Consider the following 18784-nt stretch of genomic DNA (forward strand, 5'->3'; position numbering starts at 1 on the left):
ACCGCCATGATCGACACATCGACCGTCGCCACCCACCCGCTCTTCGGGCGTCTGACCCTGGAGTCCTTCCCCTATCACGAGCCCATCGTGGTCGCGACCTTCGTCGCGGTCGTGCTGGGCGGCATCGCGCTCGTCGCGGCGCTGAGCTATTTCCGGCTGTGGGGCTATCTCTGGAAGGAGTGGTTCACCACCGTCGACCACAAGCGCATCGGCATCATGTACATGGTGCTGGGCCTGATCATGCTTCTGCGCGGCTTCGCCGACGCCATCATGATGCGCCTCCAGCAGGCCATCGCCTTCGGCGGCAGCGAGGGCTACCTCAACGCGCACCATTACGACCAGATCTTCACCGCCCACGGCGTCATCATGATCTTCTTCGTGGCGATGCCCTTCGTCACGGGCCTGATGAACTACGTGGTGCCGCTGCAGATCGGCGCCCGCGACGTGTCCTTCCCGTTCCTGAACAACTTCAGCTTCTGGATGACGGTGGGCGGTGCTGTGCTGATCATGGTCTCGCTGTTCGTTGGCGAGTTCGCGCGCACCGGCTGGCTGGCCTATCCGCCGCTGTCCAACATCGCCTACAGCCCTGAGACGGGTGTCGACTACTACATCTGGGCGTTGCAGATCGCCGGTGTCGGAACAACATTGTCCGGCATCAACCTGATCTGCACGATCGTCAAGATGCGCGCCCCCGGCATGACCATGATGAAGATGCCGGTCTTCACCTGGACGTCGCTCTGCACCAACGTGCTGATCGTCGCCTCCTTCCCGATCCTGACCGCCACGCTGGTCCTGCTGTCGCTGGACCGCTACGTCGGCACGAACTTCTTCACGAACGATCTCGGCGGCAGCCCGATGATGTACGTGAACCTGATCTGGATCTGGGGCCACCCGGAAGTCTACATCCTGATCCTGCCGGTCTTCGGCATCTTCTCCGAAGTCACCTCGACCTTCTCGGGCAAGAAGCTGTTTGGCTACACCTCCATGGTCTACGCGACGGTGGTCATCACGATCCTGTCCTACCTGGTGTGGCTGCACCACTTCTTCACCATGGGGTCGGGCGCCAGCGTGAACTCCTTCTTCGGCATCACGACGATGATCATCTCGATCCCGACGGGTGCGAAGATCTTCAACTGGCTGTTCACCATGTACCGCGGCCGCATCCGGTTCGAGCTGCCGATGATGTGGACCGTCGCCTTCATGCTGACCTTCGTGGTCGGCGGCATGACGGGCGTGCTGCTGGCCGTCCCGCCGGCGGACTTCGTCCTGCACAACAGCCTGTTCCTGATCGCCCATTTCCACAACGTCATCATCGGCGGCGTGCTGTTCGGCCTGTTCGCCGGCATCTACTACTGGTGGCCCAAGGCCTTCGGCTTCCGCCTCGATCCCTTCTGGGGCAAGGTGTCCTTCTGGTGCTGGGTGGTCGGCTTCTGGGTCGCCTTCATGCCGCTCTACGTCCTGGGCCTGATGGGCGTCACCCGCCGCCTGCGCGTGTTCGAGGACCCGTCGCTCCAGATCTGGTTCCAGATCGCCGCCGTGGGCGCCGTCCTGATCGCGGCGGGCATCGGTTCCTTCCTCGTCCAGATCGCCGTCAGCGTCTGGAAGCGCCGTGAGCTGGTCGACCGCACGGGCGACCCGTGGGACGGCCGCACCCTGGAATGGGCGACCTCCTCGCCGCCGCCGGACTACAACTTCGCCTTCACGCCGATGATCCACGACAACGACGCGTGGTGGGACATGAAGAAGCGCGGCTACAAGCGCCCGCTCGGCGGCTACAAGGCGATCCACATGCCCAGCAACAGCGGCACCGGCGTGATCCTGGCCGGGATCAGCGTGGTCCTCGGCTTCGCCCTGGTCTGGTACATCTGGTGGCTGGCGGCGGTGAGCTTCGTCGCCCTGCTGGCGGCGGCCATCCACCACACCTTCAACTATCACCGCGACTTCCACATCCCGGCGGACGTGGTGGTGCGGACCGAGAACGAGCGGACCCGTCTCCTCTCCGGGCAGGTGTAAAGCATGAGCACGACCCTGACAGCCGAGCGGCCCCGCAGCCAAGCTCCGGTGTTCCACGTTGTGGACGAGCACGCGCACCCCGAAGGCTCCAGCACCATGCTGGGCTTCTGGATCTACCTGATGAGCGACTGCCTCATCTTCGCGGTGCTGTTCGCGACCTACGGCGTGCTCGGCGGCAACTACGCCGCCGGGCCGTCGCCCAAGGACCTGTTCGACCTGCCGCTGGTGGCGCTGAACACCGCCATGCTGCTGTTCTCCTCCATCACCTATGGCTTCGCCATGCTGGCGATGGAGAAGGGGCGGGTGTCGCAGACCCAGCTGTGGCTGGCGGTGACCGGCCTGTTCGGCGCCGCCTTCCTGGCGATCGAACTCTACGAGTTCGCCCACCTGATCCACATCGGGGCGACCCCGCAGCGCAGCGCCTTCCTGTCGTCCTTCTTCACGCTGGTCGGCACCCACGGCCTGCACGTCACCTTCGGCCTCGTCTGGCTGGTGACGCTGATGGTGCAGGTCAACAAGCGCGGCCTGATCCCGGCCAACCGCCGGCGCCTGATGTGCCTCAGCCTGTTCTGGCACTTCCTGGACGTCATCTGGATCGGCGTCTTCACCTTCGTCTATCTGATGGGAATGCTGCGATGACCCCTCACGCCGAACATCATGCCGGCCACCATGGGGCCGGCCATCACGACCACGGCCACGGGGACGACGGGCACGCCCACGGCACGCTCGGCAGCTACGTGATCGGCTTCGTCCTGTCGGTGATCCTGACGGTCATTCCCTTCTGGCTGGTCATGGACGGGACGATCCTGGACAAGAACATGACCGCGCTCGCGATCATGGCGCTCGCCGCCGTCCAGGTCGTCGTCCACATGATCTTCTTCCTGCACATGAACGGGCGGGCGGAAGGCGGCTGGACGATGCTGTCGCTGATCTTCACGCTGATCGTCGTGGTCATCATGCTGGCCGGTTCGCTGTGGGTGATGTACCACCTGAACACCAACATGATGCCGATCCACGACCCGAGCCAATTGCCGTGACCGGCACGGCGACCCACCGTCCGCGCCGGGGGCTGATCCTTCTCGGCGTCCTGGCGCTGGCGGGAGTCGCCGTCTTCACATCGCTCGGCGTCTGGCAGGTCGAGCGGCTGTTCTGGAAGCTGGACCTGATCCAGCGGGTGGAGGAGCGGGCGCAGGCCGCGCCCGTTCCCGCCCCCGGCCCGCAGGACTGGCCCGCCGTCACCGCGGCCAGCCAGGAATACCGGCGGGTCAGCGTCACCGGGCGTTTCCTGAACGACAAGGAAACCCTGGTCCAGGCGGTGACCGAGCGGGGCGGCGGCTTCTGGGTCCTCACCCCACTGCGCACCGACCGCGGCTTCGCCGTGCTCGTTAACCGGGGCTTCGTGCCGCCCGAGCGGCGCAGCCCGGACAGCCGCCCCGACGGGCTGATCGACCAGGACACCACCGTCACCGGCCTGCTGCGGGTGACGGAGCCGGGGGGCGGTTTCCTGCGCTCCAACGAGCCGGCGCAGGACCGCTGGTACTCGCGCGACGTGGCGGCCATCGCCGCCGCCCGCGGCGTGACGGAGGCGGCTCCCTATTTCATCGACGCCGCGGCCAGCCCGCCGGGCGGCTATCCGGTCGGCGGGCTGACCGTCCTGAAGTTCCCGAACAACCACCTCGTCTATGCGCTGACCTGGTTTGCCCTGGATCTCATGGTGATCGCCGCCGCGCTCTATGTCGCGCGCAGTGAATGGCGCCGCCGCGGTTGAAGAAATAAGCTTTTTTTCTTTGTGGTTTTTCTGCCGGGTGGGATGGGGTTCCTCGTGGACTCTTTCGCCCGGCTTTTTTGTGCTATCAAGGCCGTCCGGAGTCCGGGATAAGGCTGCCAAGCCAGGGCGACGTGCCCATATGAATGGGGACCGAAGGAAGCCGGCGAAGGGCCAGACGTTTTCCGTGCGCGACACCACCGACAAGAAGAACCTGTTCCTGCTGGTGCAGTTGCGCTGGCTCGCCGTCGCCGGGCAGGTGGTGACGATTCTGATCGTGCACTACCAGATGAGGATCACGCTGCCGCTCGACCAGATGGGCGCGGTGATCCTGTTCCTGGTCGCGCTGAACATCGCCAGCGTCCTGCATCTGCGCCGCCAGACCTCGGTGTCGAACACCCAGCTGTTCCTGGAACTGCTGATCGACGTGTCGGCGCTCACGGTCCAGCTCTACCTCAGCGGTGGCGCGTCCAACCCCTTCATCTCGCTCTACCTGCTGCAGATCACCCTGGGGGCGGTGCTGCTGGAGGCGTGGTCGGCCTGGGCGCTGGTGCTGGTCGCCACGGCCTGCTTCACCTTCCTGATCGGCGCCTACCGCCCGCTGGCCCTGCCGCCGGGGCTGGAGGGGCTTCTGCTCGGCCTGCACATCCAGGGCATGTTCCTGTGCTTCGTGCTGACGGCCAGCCTGATCGTCCCCTTCATCACCCAGATCACCCGCAACCTGCGCGCCCGCGACGCCCATCTGGCCGACCTGCGCCAGCGCTCCATGGAGGAGGACCACATCGTGCGCCTCGGCCTGCTGGCCTCCGGCGCCGCGCACGAGCTGGGGACGCCGCTCGCCACCCTGTCGGTGATCGTGAACGACTGGCGGCGGATGCCCGTGGTCAAGGGCGATCCCGACATGGCGGAGGACATCGCCGAGATGCAGAACCAGATCGACCGCTGCAAGGCCATCGTGTCGGGCATCCTGCTGTCTTCCGGCGAGGCGCGGGGGGAGGGGACGCTGCGCACCACCGTGACCGCCTTCCTCGACGATCTGGTGGAGGAGTGGAAGGCCAGCCGGTCCCCGGTCTGCGTCGACTACGACAACAGCGTCCGTTCGCGCGAGGGGATCATCTCCGACCTCGCGCTGAAGCAGGTGATCTTCAACGTCCTGGACAACGCCCTGGAGGTGTCCCCCGGCTGGGTCGGCATCGCCGCCGGGCGGCAGGGCGACAGCCTCGTCCTGACCGTCAACGACGCCGGCCCCGGCTTCGAGGAGCGGATGCTGGCGGAATTCGGCAAACCCTACCGGTCGAGCAAGGGGCGGCCCGGCGGCGGGCTGGGCCTCTTCCTGGTGGTCAACGTGGTGCGCAAGCTGGGCGGCACGGTCGCCGCGCGCAACCGCCCGGGTGGCGGCGCGTCCGTCACCATGACCCTGCCGCTCGCCGCCCTGTCCGCGGGAGAGAGCCATGGAAACTGACCGTTCCCTCGTGCTGGTGGAGGACGACGCCGCCTTCGCCAAGGTCCTGCGCCGCTCCTTCGAGCGCCGGGGCTACCAGGTCTACTGGTGCGACAGCCTGGACGGGCTGCGGGCGCTGCTGGACACGATGCCCTTCGCCTATGCGGTGGTGGACCTGAAGCTGGGCAGCGGCTCCGGCCTGGAATGCGTGCGGGAACTGCACGCCAGCGACCCGGAGACGCGGATCGTCGTCCTGACCGGCTTCGCCAGCATCGCCACGGCGGTCGAGGCGATCAAGCTCGGCGCCTGCCATTACCTCGCCAAGCCGTCCAACACCGACGACATCGAGGCGGCGTTCGAGCGGACGGAGGGCGACCCCTCCATCGCCCTGGGCGCGCGGGCGACCTCGCTGAAGACGCTGGAGTGGGAGCGCATCCACGAGACCCTGGCGGAGACCGGCTTCAACATCTCCGAAACCGCCCGCCGCCTGGGCATGCACCGGCGCACCCTGGCCCGCAAGCTGGAGAAGAAACAGGTGCCCTGAACCGGCCTTCCCCTGTCCAGTCGGTCAAAGGATGCGCAAGGCCGCTGGACAATGGCGGCCAGTCCGCCCATTTTTCACGGCCTGTTACAGTCGTGTGTCATACGCAGCAGCAAGGAGCAGTGTGAAGTGTCTCTTTCCACGTCGAGCAGCAGCCCCTCCGATCCTCGGACCGAGGCCCGCCGTCTTCTGACGGACGCCATCTCCACGTACCTGCAGTCGTGCAAGGATCTGGCTGCTGCGACCGAACGCGCGACCGAGACGAGCGGCAGCATCGATACCCAGGCCCGCCGCAAGGCTTACCAGACGCTGACCGAGCTGGGCGACCAGGTCCGGCTGGCGCAGCGCCGCCTCGTCACCGCGGCCAAGCAGGCCCGCCGGGTCATGCCGGTGGCCGAGATCGAGGAGGTCGCCAAGAAGCTGGACAAGCGCGACACCACGGAAAGCGCTGCCGTGCTGGTCAAGGCCGCCCTGGTCAATTGATTGGGTCAATTGACTTGGTCAACTGACGTCGGTCAGGGGAGGACTCGCCTGTTCGGCATAGACGAATCCGCCGGATTGGCCGGAATCGCCGACTTTTTGCGGGTCACAGCGTCGCGCCCGGTCGATTCCGATCGGGAGCATCTTGCGCGACGCCGCCCGGCAGGGTAGGTCAGAGGCGCCTGGAGCCCCGGAACATGCTGGGGTTCCGCCACGAACAAGGGGAATTTGGGAATGACGAAGGCCGATCTCATCGACGCGATCGCCGGCAAGCTGGGCGGCACGAAGGCCGACGCCGGCAAGGCGCTGGACGCGGTTCTGGAGAGCCTGCAGGACGCGCTGGTCAAGGGGGAGACGGTCAAGCTGCCGGGCTTCGGCCAGTTCGAGATCGCCGAGCGCGGCGAGCGCACGGGCCGCAACCCGCAGACCGGTGCGGAGATCAAGATCGCCGCCTCCAAGGCGCCGAAGTTCTCCGCCGGCAAGGCCCTCAAGGACGCCGTCAACGGCAAGGCCGAGTAACGGCGACGGTCCATCCCTCTCCCGCCCCGGGAGAGGGATGGACCCGTTGCGCGGACACCCTCTCCCTCCCCGGGAGAGGGGATTTACCACCCGCTCAATGCGGGTTCGCCGGCCCCGGTGTGGCGTCGGCCAGCCAACGGCCCAGCGGGTCGTCCGTTTCGCCGCCCGTATCGCTGGATGCCTCGCTCCAGCCCGGCGGCACGCCGTCCATGTTCGGCAGACGGTGGGCGATGCCCTTGTGGCAGTCGATGCAGGTGCGCTGCCCGCTGAACAGATACTGCTGATGGATGCGCGCCGCCCGCGCCCCCTGCTTGGTGATGTCCATCGACTCCGCGCTGTGGCAGTTGCGGCATTCCAGGGAATTGTTGGCCTTCAGCCGCGCCCATTCATGCTCGGCCAGCTCGCGCCGCTTCTCCAGGAACTTGTCGCGGGTGTCGATGGTGCCGAAGATCTTGCCCCAGACCTCCTTTGAGGCCTGCATCTTGCGGGCGATCTTGTCGGTCCAGTTGTGGGGGACGTGGCAGTCCGGGCAGGTCGCCCGCACGCCGGAGCGGTTGGTGAAGTGGATGGTGGTCTTCAGCTCCTCGAAGACGTTGTCCCGCATCTCGTGGCAACTCGTGCAGAACTTCTCGGTGTTGGTCACCTCCAGGGCGGTGTTGAAGCCGCCCCAGAACATCACGCCGGCCAGAAAACCGCCCAGCGTCAGGAAGCCGAGGCTGAGGTAGCGGCTGGGCCCCGCGATGATCCGCCAAGGCCGCAGCAGGACGTCGGGCAGCTTCATCGCCGGTCACCCCCGTCCGACGGGCGGCTGATGAGGCTGTCCATGTCCTTGAAGGTGTTCGGGACGATGGGCTGGGCCATGGTCTGGGGAACGTGGCACTGCGTGCAGAAATAGCGGCGCGGGCTGACCGCGCCCAGCGTCTGGCCCTCGCGGTCCACGTAATGGGTGATGCTGATCATCGGCGCCTGGGTGGCCCCGGTGAACTGGCGACTGTGGCAGGTCAGGCACTGGTTGTTGTTCAGGCTGATCTGATAATCGCGGATGTTGTGCGGGATGACCGGCGGCTGTTCCGGATAGTTGCGGGCGACCCGCCGGTCGTCGGTGACGTCGGCGGGGATCGGCGGGGCCGGGTCCTCGTCGGTGAACTGGATCGGCGGGCGGAAGGGCTCGCGGACCTGTCCGGTTCCCTGGGCGGCGAGCAGTGCCGGCACGAGGCAGGGCAGGGCCGCGGCCAGCGCGAGCATGAGATGGCGGCGCATGGTTGCGGTCCTCCCTCAGACGGCCACGATCTTGACGGCGCACTTCTTGAAGTCCGTCTGCTTGCTGATCGGGTCGGTGGCGTCGAGCGTGCATTTGTTGATGAGGCGGGCCGAATCGAACCAGGGCACGAAGACGACCCCGCGCGGCGGCCGGTTGCGCCCGCGCGTCTCCACCCGCGTGCGCATCTCGCCACGCCGCGACATCACCTTGACCTCCGAGCCGCGGCGCAGGCCGCGCGCCTGCGCGTCGTCCGGGTGCATGTAGACCAGCGCCATCGGCATGGCCTTGTAGAGTTCGGGCACCCGCATGGTCATGGAGCCGGAGTGCCAGTGCTCCAGCACGCGCCCCGTGACCAGCCACAGGTCGAAGTCCTTGTCCGGCGACTCCGCCGGGGGTTCGTAGGGGAAGGCGAACAGGTTGGCCTTGCCGTCCGGGTTTCCGTAGAAGCGCACCCCCTCGCCCTTCGGGACGTAGGGGTCGAGCCCCTCCCGGTAGCGCCACTTGGTCTCCTTGCCCTCGACCACCGGCCAGCGCAGCCCGCGCACTTCGTGATAGGTGTCGAAGGGCGCCAGATCGTGGCCGTGGCCGCGCCCGAAGGCGGCGTATTCCTCGAACAGGCCCTTCTGCACGTAGAAGCCGAATTCCTTCGATTCCCGGTTCTCGTAGGCGGGGTCCAGTTCCGACAGGGGGAAGCGGTCGACGTTGCCGTTGCGGAACAGCACGTCGAACAGATTTTTGCCGCGGAAGTCGGGGTTGGCGTCGAGGATTTCCTTCGGCCACACCTCGTCGGTGGTGAAGCGCTTGGAGAACTCCATGAGTTGCCAGAGGTCGGAGCGCGCCTCGCCCGGCGCGTTGACAAGCTGGTGCCAGAAATGGGTCCGCCGCTCCGCGTTGCCGTAGGCGCCCTCCTTCTCCACCCACATGGCGGCGGGCAGGATCAGGTCGGCGGCGGCGGCGGTCACCGTCGGGTAGGCGTCCGAGACGACGATGAAATTCTCCGGGTTGCGGTAGCCGGGATAGGTCTCGTTGTCGCTGTTGGGTGCCGCCTGGAGGTTGTTGTTGACCATGATCCAGTAGGCGTTGAGCTTGCCGTCCTTCAGCATCCGGTCCTGCAGGACGGCGTGATAGCCGATCTTGCCGGGCAGCAGGCCCTTGGGGATCTTCCAGCCCTCCTCGACGTGGGAGCGGTGGGTGGGGTTGGTCACCTGCATGTCGGCGGGCAGCCGGTGGGCGAAGGTGCCGACCTCGCGCGCCGTGCCGCAGGCCGAGGGCTGGCCGGTCAGCGAGAAGGGGCTGTTTCCCGGCTCCGCGATTTTTCCGGTCAGCAGGTGGATGTTGTAGACCATGTGGTTCACCCACACGCCGCGGACGTGCTGGTTGAAGCCCATGGTCCACAGCGACATGACCTTGGTCTTTGGGTCGGCGTACATCTCGGCGAGCGCCAGCAGCCGTTCCTTCGGGACCTTGCTCAGCTCCGCCACCTTATCCAGCGTGTAGTCACTGACGAAGGCGGCGAACTCGTCGAAACTCATGGGCTTGGAATCGGTCGGGTCCTTGGCGTTCGCCGCGCGCACCTCCAGCACGCTTTCGGGGCGCAGCCCATAGCCGATGTCTTTCTGGCCGAGGCGGAAGCTGCAATGCTTCTCGACGAACGCCTTGTTCACCCGCCCGGTCTGGATGATGTGGTTGGCGATGTAATTCAGGATGGCCAGATCGGTCCCCGGCTCGAAGATCATCGGCACGTCGGCCAGCTCGAAGCTGCGGTGCTCGAAGGTCGAGAGGACGGCCACCTTCACGTGGTTGTGGGCCAGCCGCCGGTCTGTGATGCGCGTCCACAGGATGGGGTGCATCTCCGCCATGTTCGAACCCCAGAGGACGAAGGCGTCGGCGTGCTCGAAATCGTCGTAGCAGCCCATCGGCTCGTCCATGCCGAAGGTGCGGATGAAGGCGACGGCGGCCGACGCCATGCAGTGGCGGGCGTTGGGGTCGAGGTTGTTGGTGCGGAAGCCGGCGCGCATCAGCTTCGACGCGGCGTAGCCCTCCCAGATCGTCCATTGGCCGGACCCGAACATGCCGACGGCGTCCGGCCCCTTCTCCTTCAGGACCCGCTTCCACTGGCGGGCCATCTCGTCGAAGGCCTCGTCCCAGGACACCGGGCGGAACTCCCCGTCCTTGTGGTACTTGCCGTCGCGCATGCGCAGCAGCGGCTGGGTCAGCCGGTCCTGGCCATACATGATCTTGGACAGGAAATAGCCCTTCACGCAGTTCAGGCCGCGGTTGACCTCCGCCTGCATGTCGCCGTGGGTGGCGACGACGCGGTTGTCCTTGGTGGCGACCATGACGCTGCACCCGGTGCCGCAGAAGCGGCAGGGCGCCTTGGACCAGGTGAGCTGGGCGTCCTCGCCCGCCACCATGGATTGCTGGGCCATGGCGGGCAGGCTGATGCCCCCCGCCGTCGCGGCGGCCGCGACCGCCTGCGCCTTGATGAAATCCCGCCGGTCAAGCATGGGTTCCTCCCCTCTTTTTCTTGATGAATGTGAAATCTGGCGCGTCAGCTTTGCGCCGTACCGACCTCCTCCGCGGTCCGTGCCGCCATCGGCTCGGCGTGGTGGAAGACCATGACCGCGGACATCACGCCGGGCATCAGGTGGATCGCGGTCATGCGGTCGGCGATGCGGCCCTCGTGGGGACCTTCCACGGTCACCACCATCCGGCCCCGCTCCTCCGCATGGACCTCCACATCGCCCAGCGCGGCGACGGCGGCGCGCACGTCGGGGCTGCGCTCCGGCCGCAAATGGACGAGGATGGAGGCGATGTGCCATTCCGCCGGCGCGTCGGCCGGTCGGTCTCGGGGCTCAGGGTGCATGGACGGTCTCCGGTCCGGGGTGCAGGGTGACGGCGTCGGCGGGGCAGGCGGCCAGGCAGGCGCCGCAGCCGGTGCAGGCGCCGTCCTCCACCGTGGGAACCGCCACGCCGCCGGGCGCCAGGGCGAAGCGGATGGCCGATTCCGGGCAGGCGTCGCGGCAGCTCCGGCAAACGACGCGGTTCATGGCGAGGCAGGACGGGGCGATCCGCGCCGTCAGCGTCCAGGGGCGGGCGGTGCGGTCGAAGACCGGTTCGGGGCAGGACTCGGCACAGGCCGCGCAGAAGCTGCACTCGCCCTGCCGGAAATCGATCTCGGGAAAGCCACCGTCGCCCCGGCGGATGATCCCCTCCGGGCAGGCGTCGGCGCAGGCGCCGCAGCGCGTGCACAGGTCGGTGAAGCGGTCCGTCCGGGACCAGGGCGGGCGCAACGGTGCCGGCTCGGCGCGCCGCCGTCCGCGGAGAAAGCCTCGTCGCCCCAAATCGACCGGGTCATCGGCCATGGCGCCGCACGCCTCAGACCGGGGGCGGACCGGGCGGACCCATGATGAGTTGCGACATCCAGACCAGGAAGCCGTAGCCGCCCACGACGGCGACCGACAGGATCGGCCAGATCACCACCGCCAGGATCAGGAACATGGCGATTTCCCGCCGCTTCGCGCCGGGATCGGGCAAAGGCGGGTTGGCGGTGGGACGGGCCGGGAAGCGGACGGGGTCCGGTAACGGTTGGCGGTTCATGGCGGCTCCCGTTTTTGGCGGGCGGTGGCGGTGCCGACAGCCGGAAAGACGGTCGGGCGCTCCAACAACAGGTTGAGCGCGGCTTCTGTTCCCGGTGGCGCGGCGCGCGATGGAGAGGCCGTCGGCAGGGCGTCCCCGCCGCCTCATTGATGGTCGATCGGGCGGATTATTCGTTTGGCGAACTTTTTTTTGAGGGTCCCCGGGATTAAGCGGAGCCCGGGTCCGTAAACTGAGTGATGAGGGGATAAGGAGGTCGGATGGCCTTGGTGTGATTTGGGTCTCCGGATTGTTTATTTCCGATTCGGACAGGACGCACAGATTGGATCGACTACGAGGTTGCTGATGATCTGAAGTTCTGTAAGATTGGAACAGCCGTTCTTGGTGTAACGGCTTCTCCACTGTTGTGATCGTAAGTGAAGCGAACTCAATCAGAGGCCGCGCCTGCTTTGGCGCGGCCTTTTTTTTGTTCTTTCAAAGTCATAGGACGAAAGTTCGGCGTCGCCAATGCTGCTTCTGCGTAGGGCATACCTGCAACGATAGTTGCGACAAGGGGGACTATTTGTGCTGTGATTCCTGAAACGGATGTTGTGTTCCGCTGATTGTGTGGTATACCAAGTACGAAATGCGGAACACCAAGCCTCTCCCAACGGTGGCGGTGGTGCTCCCGCCAAGACGTGAAGGGCACGCAAGCCCCGAAGAAAGGCAATGCGACAACAACCATCGGCCCCGCCCGGCTGAGTTGAGTGTTCGATCACCGCATTGGGGAGGAAGAGTAATGAGTCAGTCCATCGCTGCACCGCCTGGCGGCTCGCAGGCGTCCGTTTCCGAAGGCGCGCGCTGGATGCAGATCGTCGTCGGCATCGTCTGCATGGTCGCCGCGGCCAACATCCAGTATGCCTGGACGCTCTTCGTGCCGGAAATCCAGGCCACCCATGGCTGGACCCGCGCTTCGATCCAGACCGCCTTCACCGTCTTCGTCGTCGTCCAGACCTGGCTGACCCCCATCGAAGGCTACTTCATCGACCGCTACGGCCCCCGCGTCATCGTCGCCTTCGGCGGCGTGATGACCGGCCTCTCCTGGATCATCGACAGCTACGCCGGCTCGCTCGGCATGCTCTATGTCGGTTCGGCCATCGGCGGCATCGGCGTCGGCTGCGTCTACGCCACCTGCGTCAACAGCGCCATCAAGTGGTTCCCGGACAAGCGCGGCCTCGCCGTCGGTCTGACCGCGGGCGGCTATGGCGCCGGCTCGGCCCTGACGATCCTGCCGATCGCCAACATGATCCACTCCTCGGGCTATCAGGCGGCCTTCTTCTGGTTCGGCCTGCTGCAGGGCACGATCATCCTCATCGCCGCCTACTTCCTGCGCGCCCCGCAGAAGGATCAGGTGAAGTCCTCGACCAAGGTCCTGCAGTCCCGCCGCGACTACACGCTGAAGGAAGCGCTGCAGACGCCGGTCTTCTGGGTCATGATGGTCATGTTCATCTGCACCGTCTCGGGCGGTCTGATGGCGGTGGCCCAGCTCGGCGTGATCGCCCACGATCTGGGCGTGAAGGAAGCCCCGATCAGCCTGTTCGGCATCACCATGGCGGCGCTGCCCTTCGCGCTGATGCTCGACCGCGTGATGAACGGCATCTCCCGTCCGCTGTTCGGCTTCATCTCCGACCACATCGGCCGTGAAGCGACCATGTTCATCGCCTTCACCTTCGAAGGCATCGGCATCCTGATGCTCAGCCGCTTCGGCCACGACCCGATCATGTTCCTGATCCTGTCGGGCATGGTGTTCCTGGCCTGGGGCGAAGTGTACAGCCTGTTCAGCGCGACCTCGGCGGACACCTTCGGCACCAAGCACGCGGCGAAGATCTACGGCGTGCTGTACTGCGCCAAGGGCATCGCGGCCCTCCTGGTCCCGCTGGGCAACCTGCTGATGGAAGCCACCGGCACCTGGGCGACCGTGCTCTACATCTGCGCCACCATGGATCTGTTCGCGGCGGTCTGCGCCATCACCGTCCTGCGGCCCATGTTGCGCAAGCACCATGCCCGCAACGCCGAACTCGCCGCCCAGCAGGGCACGGGTCCGGTCACGGCGGCGGCCAGCCCGTAACCTCCGCCTCAGCGGATCGACGGAAGGGGACCACGCGCGTGGTCCCCTTTTCGGCGTTCCGGGCCGGCCTTGCGTATCGGAAGATGCGGAGTGGGGCAGGGATGTGGTCGTGTCGGCGGAGGGGGCATGGACAATCGACGGCGGAGTCACGGAATGGCAAAGGACGACGGCAGTTTCCGGCTGGTGGTCGCCTGCTCTCTGGGCGGGGTGGCGGTCAGCGTGGCCCTCGGCTCGCTGCTGCTGTCGCGATGGACGCCCCGGACGGAGAACACGGTGGTCGAACGGGCGATCCACAACATGGACCGGGAGACCTGCGAGCGGGTGCTGCACTCCTTCACACAGCCACAGCCGGTGGGCACCCGCGTGCTGTGGCTGTGGGCCGAGGAATCGACGCCGGGCGTCTTCACCGGAGCGCCCTGGACGTCGCGGGTGACCGGGCCGGGCGTGCAGACGGCGGCGGCCGGGGCGGCTGGAGGGGGGAGCGGGGCGATGGCCGGCCGCTCTCCCCGTCCCTACGCCTTCGATCCGGCGTCCCAGGTGGCGCCGGACGCGGCCTGCTCCTTCCCGAACAACTCCCTGCACATCGTGTCGGTGGAGTATCCGCCCAAGCCGGACGCCGCTCCGGCAACCGGTAAGCCGTAGAAAGGAAAAGGGCCGGCCGCGGGAAGCGGCCGGCCCTTTCTGGCAGGCGGTGCGCCGGATGGAAGCGCCGCCTTACTCCTCGCGGTTGCCCATGAGCTGGAGGAGCATCTGGAAGAGGTTGATGAAGTTGAGGTAGAGCGAGAGGGCGCCCATGACGGCGAGCTTGGTGTTGCCCTCATGGCCGTAGCCCTCGGCGTACTCCTCCTTGATGCGCTGGGTGTCGTAGGCGGTCAGGCCGGTGAAGATGACCACGCCGATGACCGAGATGGCGAACTGCAGCGCGCTGGAGCCGACGAAGATGTTGACCAGGCTGGCGATGACGATGCCGATCAGGCCCATCATCAGGAACGAGCCCATCTTCGACAGGTCGGCCTTGGTGGTGTAGCCCCACAGGCTCATCGCCGCGAACATCGCCGCGGTGATGAAGAACACCCGCGCCACGCTGGCCCCGGTGAAGACCAGGAAGATCGACGCCATCGACACGCCCATCACCGCGCAGAAGGCCCAGAACAGCCCCTGCAGCGCGCTGGCCGACATCGCGTGGAAGCGGAAGGACAGCACCATGATGAAGGCCAGCGGCGCCAGCATCACCACCCACTTCAGCGGGGTCGTGAAGATCGGAACGTACAGCGCCGGCGTGCTCGCCACGAACAGCGCCACCAGCCCCGTCACGCCAAGGCCGAGCATCATGAAGTTGTAGACCCGCAGCATGTGCTTGCGCAGGCCCTCGTCGAACGCCGCGCCGTAGGCCGGCGCCGCGCTGCCGAATTGGTTTCCGTAGAAGGGTCCGCTCATCGTCTCACCATGTCCTTCGGATGCTTGTCGTTCAGAGGCTTGTCGTTCAATGCGTCGGCTTCAGAACCAGGCCATGGCTTCAGAACCAGGCCATGCGGGCGTCGCGGGCGTGGGCCAGGATTTCCTTTTCCGGCTGTTCGCCGCACAGCGCGTAGACCGTCGTCCCGACCTGCCAGTAGGCGACTGAGACGTTGCCGATCCGCTCCGCCTGGGGTTCGGTGACGGCGAAGCGGTCGACCTCGCTGGCGAACAGCGTGATCAACTGCGACCCGCCGTGGCGGTAGGCCGCCTGCACCGCGACCCCGCCGTCCCAGGCCACGGTGCGCAGCCCATCCGGCGCCTGCCCGATGTCGAGCTGCGGGATCGGCACCGCAACCTCAGGGGTGGCGGGGGCGAGCCGATTCACCAGGGAATGGGCGGCGTCGGCGAAGGGCTTGAAGTCGATCCCGCTGTGCAGCGCCTGCTGGTGGGTCTGGGCCGCGATGGTGATGTAGTGGGTGGCCGCGTGCGCCGTGGCCACCGGGTTGACCGACAGGGACGACACCGCGCTGTGCGCCGTCCAGCCGAGCCCGACGAGGCAGAGCGCCGCCACGGCGCGCCGCCCGCGGCCCGAGCCGGTGGCGGCCCGCGCCCGCGCCCGGTTCATCAGCTCCGCCGCCGGGCGCCGCCACAGGGCGCCCCACTGCTTGCGGCGCGGCAGCGGCGCGCCGGCGCCGACCGCCGGCTGGGCCGGGGCGGCAGGCGGTTCGGGCGGGGCCGGTTCCGGCTCCGCCTTCTCGACGGCCGGACCGGCTATGAACAGGCGGATCTCGTCGCGCACCCGCATGTCGTGCATGACGCGGGCGGCCTCGTCCGGATTGGCCTCCAGATAGGCTTCCACCTCGATGCGGCGCTGCGCGTCGAGCTCGCCGTCCACATAGGCGTTCAGGTCGATGTCGCTGATCGGTTCGTTCATCGTCATTTCACCACGCGCAACGAAGGGCGCTGGACCCGGTCTGATGGGGTTCGGTCGGACTGGTCTGACGCCGGCTGGCGCCCGCCGCCCGTCTTGGCCCGCAGCGCGTCGCGCGCGCGGCCCAGGCGGGACATCAGGGTGCCCACGGGGATGCCCAGACACTCCGCGGCGTCCCGGTAGGACATGCCGTCGAGCGCCACCAGCACCAGGGCCTCCCGCTGTTCGACCGGCAGGGTCATCAGGGCCGCGATGGTTTGGCCGAGATGGACGTGGCTCATCTGCGCCGGCGGGGAGCCTTCCTCCGCCATCGAGATCAGCTCGCCGGTCGCTTGGCGTTCGGCCTGCTGGCGCCGCCAGCGGTCCACGAAGGTGTTGTGGACGATGGCGAGCAGCCACTTGCGCAGGTCGCGCCCGTCCGTGAAGGACGACGCCCCCTCGATGGCCTTGACGAGCGCCTCCTGGACGAGGTCCTCCGCCTGGTCGGGGTCGCGCATCAGGACCAGGGCGTAGCGCCTCAGAACGTCCAGATGCTGTCCCAGCTCGTCTTTCATCACCATCCCGGATTGCTTCTTCACACTCGGCATACGGATCATGCCGTGGCTTAATCCGCTCCGGGGGAAAAAATCGCCACGGGATTGGCTTGCGCGCGGACGCGGGGCGGAGTAGGTCAGAAGCGCCTGGAGCCCTGGAGAATGCTGGGGTTCCTCCATGAACAAGGGGAGTAGGGAATGACGAAGGCCGATCTCATCGACGCGATCGCCGGCAAGCTGGGCGGCACGAAGGCCGACGCCGGCAAGGCGCTGGACGCGGTTCTGGAGAGCCTGCAGGACGCGCTGGTCAAGGGGGAGACGGTCAAGCTGCCGGGCTTCGGCCAGTTCGAGATCGCCGAGCGCGGCGAGCGCACGGGCCGCAACCCGCAGACCGGTGCGGAGATCAAGATCGCCGCCTCCAAGGCGCCGAAGTTCTCCGCCGGCAAGGCCCTCAAGGACGCCGTCAACGGCAAGGCCGAGTAAGCCTTCCGCAAGGACGATCCTTGTATCGGATCAAGGGGCGGCGGCAACGCCGCCCCTTTTGTCTTTCCAAATTTCTTGGGGACGACATGAGCAGCAACAACGTTTACCGCTGGATCAAGGTCGAAGGACGGTGGGAGCCGGCGCAGCAACTGGCCGATGGTTCCTATATGCCGATCGGCGACATCGTGCCGCTGTCCGCCCGCAGCGTGAAGGTCGGCCCGGTGATCGAGCCGCCGTCCCGCAACGCCGCTCCCAGGGACGACGTCGGCGAATAGGGTTGACGCCCCGCTCTATCCGGTCGTCCCGACCCGGTCGAGCATGGCGCGGACCGCGCCGATCGCCGCCTGGAAGCTGAAGGGCTTGTGCAGGACGCGCAGCCGCTCCGACTCCGGATGCCAGAGAGCGCCGCTGTCGGCGGTCATGACGATCACCGGCAGGGTCGGCCGCCGCACCCGAGTCCGGCGAATCAGTTCGTTGCCATCCATCACCGGCATCCGCAGGTCGGTCATCAGCAGCGATGCCGGGCCGCTTTCCAGGGCGGCGATGGCTTCCAACCCGTTGTGGGTCAGCGTGACGCGCAGACCCTGGCCTTCCAGCGTGTCGGCAAGGGCCAGGGCTTCGAGGCGTTCATCCTCGGCGACGAGGATGTGGGGAGCGGACTCCATGGTTCGGCCTGACAATGCAACGCAAAGGGAGTAAGGGGTACGTTGCGGCCGGCCGGATGGATTTCCCCAGATTGCGTAGGGTGATCGGAACGCTGGGGATCAGGCGCACTCGGCGAGATCGGCCAGCGCCTCGGCGTCCAGCAGTTCGACCCGGCCGCCGTCCAGGATGCGGATCAGGCGCGAGGTCTTCAGCTTGGTGAAGCCGCGCGACACGGTCTCCGTGGTCAGCCCCAGATGGTCGGCGATGTCGCAGCGGCTCATCGGCAGGGCGATGGCCCGGCCGGCACCGGCGCGGCGGCTCAGCGCCAGCAGGAAGCTGGCCAGCTTCTCCAGCGCCGACTTGCGGCCCAGCAGCAGCATCTGGTCCTGCGCCGCCACCAGCTCGGAGGTGGTGACCGACAGCAGCCGGCGGGCCAGGGCGGGCTGGGAGTCCAGCAGGGCGTCGAGCTGGCAGCGCGGGATGCGCTGGACGGTGGAGGCGGTGATCGCCTCGGCCGAGTAGAGGTAGCGGTCGGCGAAGGCCAGCCCGACCATGTCGCCGGCCTGGAGGAAGCCGATGATCTGGCGGCGCCCGTCCGGCAGCAGCTTGTAGAGGCGGATCATGCCGTCCACCACGCGGAAGACGGCGTCGGCGGCCTCGCCCTCGGCGAAGATCGACTGCTCGCGGTCGAACACCCGGAACTGGGCGATGGCGGCCAGCGGGTCGATATCGTTGGCGGCGAAGCCGGCAGCGGGACGGGAGGGGGCGACACGCGGCATCGCCATCACGGCGGCCTGATGGCCGTGCGGAACGCGCGTCGGCTGGGCGGCGATGGCGGTGTGAGCGTGCATGTCGGGCCCCTCGGCGTTCGTGGAAGCGGCCCGTCCCCGTGGGGCAACCGCTCGATGAGCCGACGTTATGCGCTGCGAGGTACCCTGTGCAGTTCGGTCTTGTACCTAAGGGGCTTTGCGTACGTAAGACTACCTAGGGGGCATTGCGGACGCCTCGGT

The 18784-nt window shown here is 67.1% G+C and carries 23 protein-coding genes; 12 read left to right on the forward strand and 11 right to left on the reverse strand.

Annotated elements, in window-relative coordinates; all coding sequences use genetic code 11:
• Window positions 1-6: 6 nt before the first annotated feature.
• From cyoB to D3869_RS22775, 8 genes are all read left to right on the forward strand, one after another.
• On the forward strand, window positions 7-2013 hold the full coding sequence (gene cyoB / locus D3869_RS22740; protein WP_137142116.1) for a cytochrome o ubiquinol oxidase subunit I: 2007 nt from the start codon (window positions 7-9) through the stop codon (window positions 2011-2013).
• A gap of 3 nt (window positions 2014-2016) precedes the next feature.
• Window positions 2017-2652, forward strand: a complete 636-nt coding sequence (gene cyoC, locus D3869_RS22745) for a cytochrome o ubiquinol oxidase subunit III (RefSeq protein ID WP_137142117.1) — start codon at window positions 2017-2019, stop codon at window positions 2650-2652.
• Window positions 2649-3050 carry a cytochrome o ubiquinol oxidase subunit IV gene (gene cyoD / locus D3869_RS22750; RefSeq protein ID WP_137142118.1) on the forward strand — a complete coding sequence of 134 codons (402 nt, stop codon included), beginning with the start codon at window positions 2649-2651 and terminating at the stop codon, window positions 3048-3050. Before cyoC ends, cyoD begins: the two co-directional genes overlap by 4 nt.
• The gene (locus D3869_RS22755; RefSeq protein ID WP_247895984.1) at window positions 3047-3781 is read left to right on the forward strand and encodes an SURF1 family protein; all 735 of its coding nucleotides are present in this window, start codon (window positions 3047-3049) and stop codon (window positions 3779-3781) included. The genes cyoD and D3869_RS22755 overlap by 4 nt, the downstream gene beginning before the upstream one ends.
• Before the next feature lie 184 nt (window positions 3782-3965).
• Complete coding sequence (locus D3869_RS22760; RefSeq protein WP_137142119.1) at window positions 3966-5240, forward strand: ATP-binding protein; 1275 nt, start codon at window positions 3966-3968, stop codon at window positions 5238-5240.
• Window positions 5230-5763: a response regulator transcription factor gene (locus D3869_RS22765; RefSeq protein ID WP_137142120.1), complete on the forward strand. Its 534-nt coding sequence runs from the start codon at window positions 5230-5232 to the stop codon at window positions 5761-5763. Before D3869_RS22760 ends, D3869_RS22765 begins: the two co-directional genes overlap by 11 nt.
• A gap of 126 nt (window positions 5764-5889) precedes the next feature.
• Window positions 5890-6243, forward strand: a complete 354-nt coding sequence (locus tag D3869_RS22770) for a hypothetical protein (protein ID WP_014241891.1) — start codon at window positions 5890-5892, stop codon at window positions 6241-6243.
• Window positions 6244-6474: 231 nt separating this feature from the next.
• Window positions 6475-6759 (forward strand): HU family DNA-binding protein, encoded by a 285-nt coding sequence (locus tag D3869_RS22775; protein ID WP_014241890.1) that lies wholly within the window; start codon window positions 6475-6477, stop codon window positions 6757-6759.
• A 94-nt stretch (window positions 6760-6853) separates the two neighbouring features.
• Here D3869_RS22775 and D3869_RS22780 read toward each other — a convergent pair whose 3' ends face one another.
• From D3869_RS22780 to napE, 6 genes are read right to left on the reverse strand one after another with little or no spacing between them, the layout of a single operon-like run.
• Window positions 6854-7540: a cytochrome c3 family protein gene (locus tag D3869_RS22780; RefSeq protein ID WP_137142121.1), complete on the reverse strand. Its 687-nt coding sequence runs from the start codon at window positions 7538-7540 to the stop codon at window positions 6854-6856.
• Window positions 7537-8019, reverse strand: coding sequence for a nitrate reductase cytochrome c-type subunit (locus tag D3869_RS22785; protein ID WP_137142122.1), 483 nt, complete (start codon window positions 8017-8019; stop codon window positions 7537-7539). Before D3869_RS22785 ends, D3869_RS22780 begins: the two co-directional genes overlap by 4 nt.
• A 15-nt stretch (window positions 8020-8034) precedes the next feature.
• A complete protein-coding gene (gene napA / locus D3869_RS22790) occupies window positions 8035-10527 on the reverse strand; it encodes a periplasmic nitrate reductase subunit alpha (protein WP_137142123.1) in 2493 nt (830 codons plus the stop codon).
• Between the two features lie 44 nt (window positions 10528-10571).
• Window positions 10572-10886: a chaperone NapD gene (locus D3869_RS22795; protein WP_137142124.1), complete on the reverse strand. Its 315-nt coding sequence runs from the start codon at window positions 10884-10886 to the stop codon at window positions 10572-10574.
• Window positions 10876-11385: a ferredoxin-type protein NapF gene (gene napF / locus D3869_RS22800; protein WP_137142125.1), complete on the reverse strand. Its 510-nt coding sequence runs from the start codon at window positions 11383-11385 to the stop codon at window positions 10876-10878. The genes D3869_RS22795 and napF overlap by 11 nt, the downstream gene beginning before the upstream one ends.
• A 13-nt stretch (window positions 11386-11398) precedes the next feature.
• The gene (gene napE, locus D3869_RS22805; protein WP_137142126.1) at window positions 11399-11620 is read right to left on the reverse strand and encodes a periplasmic nitrate reductase, NapE protein; all 222 of its coding nucleotides are present in this window, start codon (window positions 11618-11620) and stop codon (window positions 11399-11401) included.
• 775 nt (window positions 11621-12395) lie between these two features.
• On the opposite strand from napE, the gene oxlT reads away from it, so the two are divergent.
• The gene (gene oxlT, locus D3869_RS22810) at window positions 12396-13724 is read left to right on the forward strand and encodes an oxalate/formate MFS antiporter (RefSeq protein ID WP_137142127.1); all 1329 of its coding nucleotides are present in this window, start codon (window positions 12396-12398) and stop codon (window positions 13722-13724) included.
• A gap of 153 nt (window positions 13725-13877) precedes the next feature.
• Window positions 13878-14366: a hypothetical protein gene (locus tag D3869_RS22815; protein ID WP_137142128.1), complete on the forward strand. Its 489-nt coding sequence runs from the start codon at window positions 13878-13880 to the stop codon at window positions 14364-14366.
• A gap of 72 nt (window positions 14367-14438) precedes the next feature.
• On the opposite strand, the gene D3869_RS22820 is transcribed toward D3869_RS22815, so the two are convergent.
• The 3 genes from D3869_RS22820 to D3869_RS22830 form a co-directional block, all read right to left on the reverse strand.
• Complete coding sequence (locus tag D3869_RS22820; RefSeq protein ID WP_109469072.1) at window positions 14439-15161, reverse strand: Bax inhibitor-1/YccA family protein; 723 nt, start codon at window positions 15159-15161, stop codon at window positions 14439-14441.
• A 79-nt stretch (window positions 15162-15240) separates the two neighbouring features.
• Window positions 15241-16116 carry an anti-sigma factor family protein gene (locus D3869_RS22825; protein ID WP_137142129.1) on the reverse strand — a complete coding sequence of 292 codons (876 nt, stop codon included), beginning with the start codon at window positions 16114-16116 and terminating at the stop codon, window positions 15241-15243.
• A gap of 2 nt (window positions 16117-16118) precedes the next feature.
• On the reverse strand, window positions 16119-16673 hold the full coding sequence (locus D3869_RS22830; RefSeq protein WP_137142130.1) for a sigma-70 family RNA polymerase sigma factor: 555 nt from the start codon (window positions 16671-16673) through the stop codon (window positions 16119-16121).
• Between the two features lie 171 nt (window positions 16674-16844).
• On the opposite strand from D3869_RS22830, the gene D3869_RS22835 reads away from it, so the two are divergent.
• Both D3869_RS22835 and D3869_RS22840 read left to right on the forward strand, forming a co-directional pair.
• Entirely contained in the window at window positions 16845-17129 is a 285-nt protein-coding gene (locus D3869_RS22835) for an HU family DNA-binding protein (RefSeq protein WP_014241890.1), read from the forward strand.
• Window positions 17130-17215: 86 nt separating this feature from the next.
• Window positions 17216-17404 carry a hypothetical protein gene (locus D3869_RS22840; protein WP_137142131.1) on the forward strand — a complete coding sequence of 63 codons (189 nt, stop codon included), beginning with the start codon at window positions 17216-17218 and terminating at the stop codon, window positions 17402-17404.
• 15 nt (window positions 17405-17419) lie between these two features.
• On the opposite strand, the gene D3869_RS22845 is transcribed toward D3869_RS22840, so the two are convergent.
• The gene (locus D3869_RS22845; protein WP_137142132.1) at window positions 17420-17794 is read right to left on the reverse strand and encodes a response regulator; all 375 of its coding nucleotides are present in this window, start codon (window positions 17792-17794) and stop codon (window positions 17420-17422) included.
• Window positions 17795-17893: 99 nt separating this feature from the next.
• Window positions 17894-18625, reverse strand: a complete 732-nt coding sequence (locus tag D3869_RS22850; RefSeq protein WP_114857017.1) for a helix-turn-helix domain-containing protein — start codon at window positions 18623-18625, stop codon at window positions 17894-17896.
• Between the last annotated feature and the right edge of the window lie 159 nt (window positions 18626-18784).

This window comes from Azospirillum brasilense (genome assembly GCF_005222205.1).
Classification (GTDB): Bacteria; Pseudomonadota; Alphaproteobacteria; order Azospirillales; family Azospirillaceae; genus Azospirillum; species Azospirillum brasilense_G.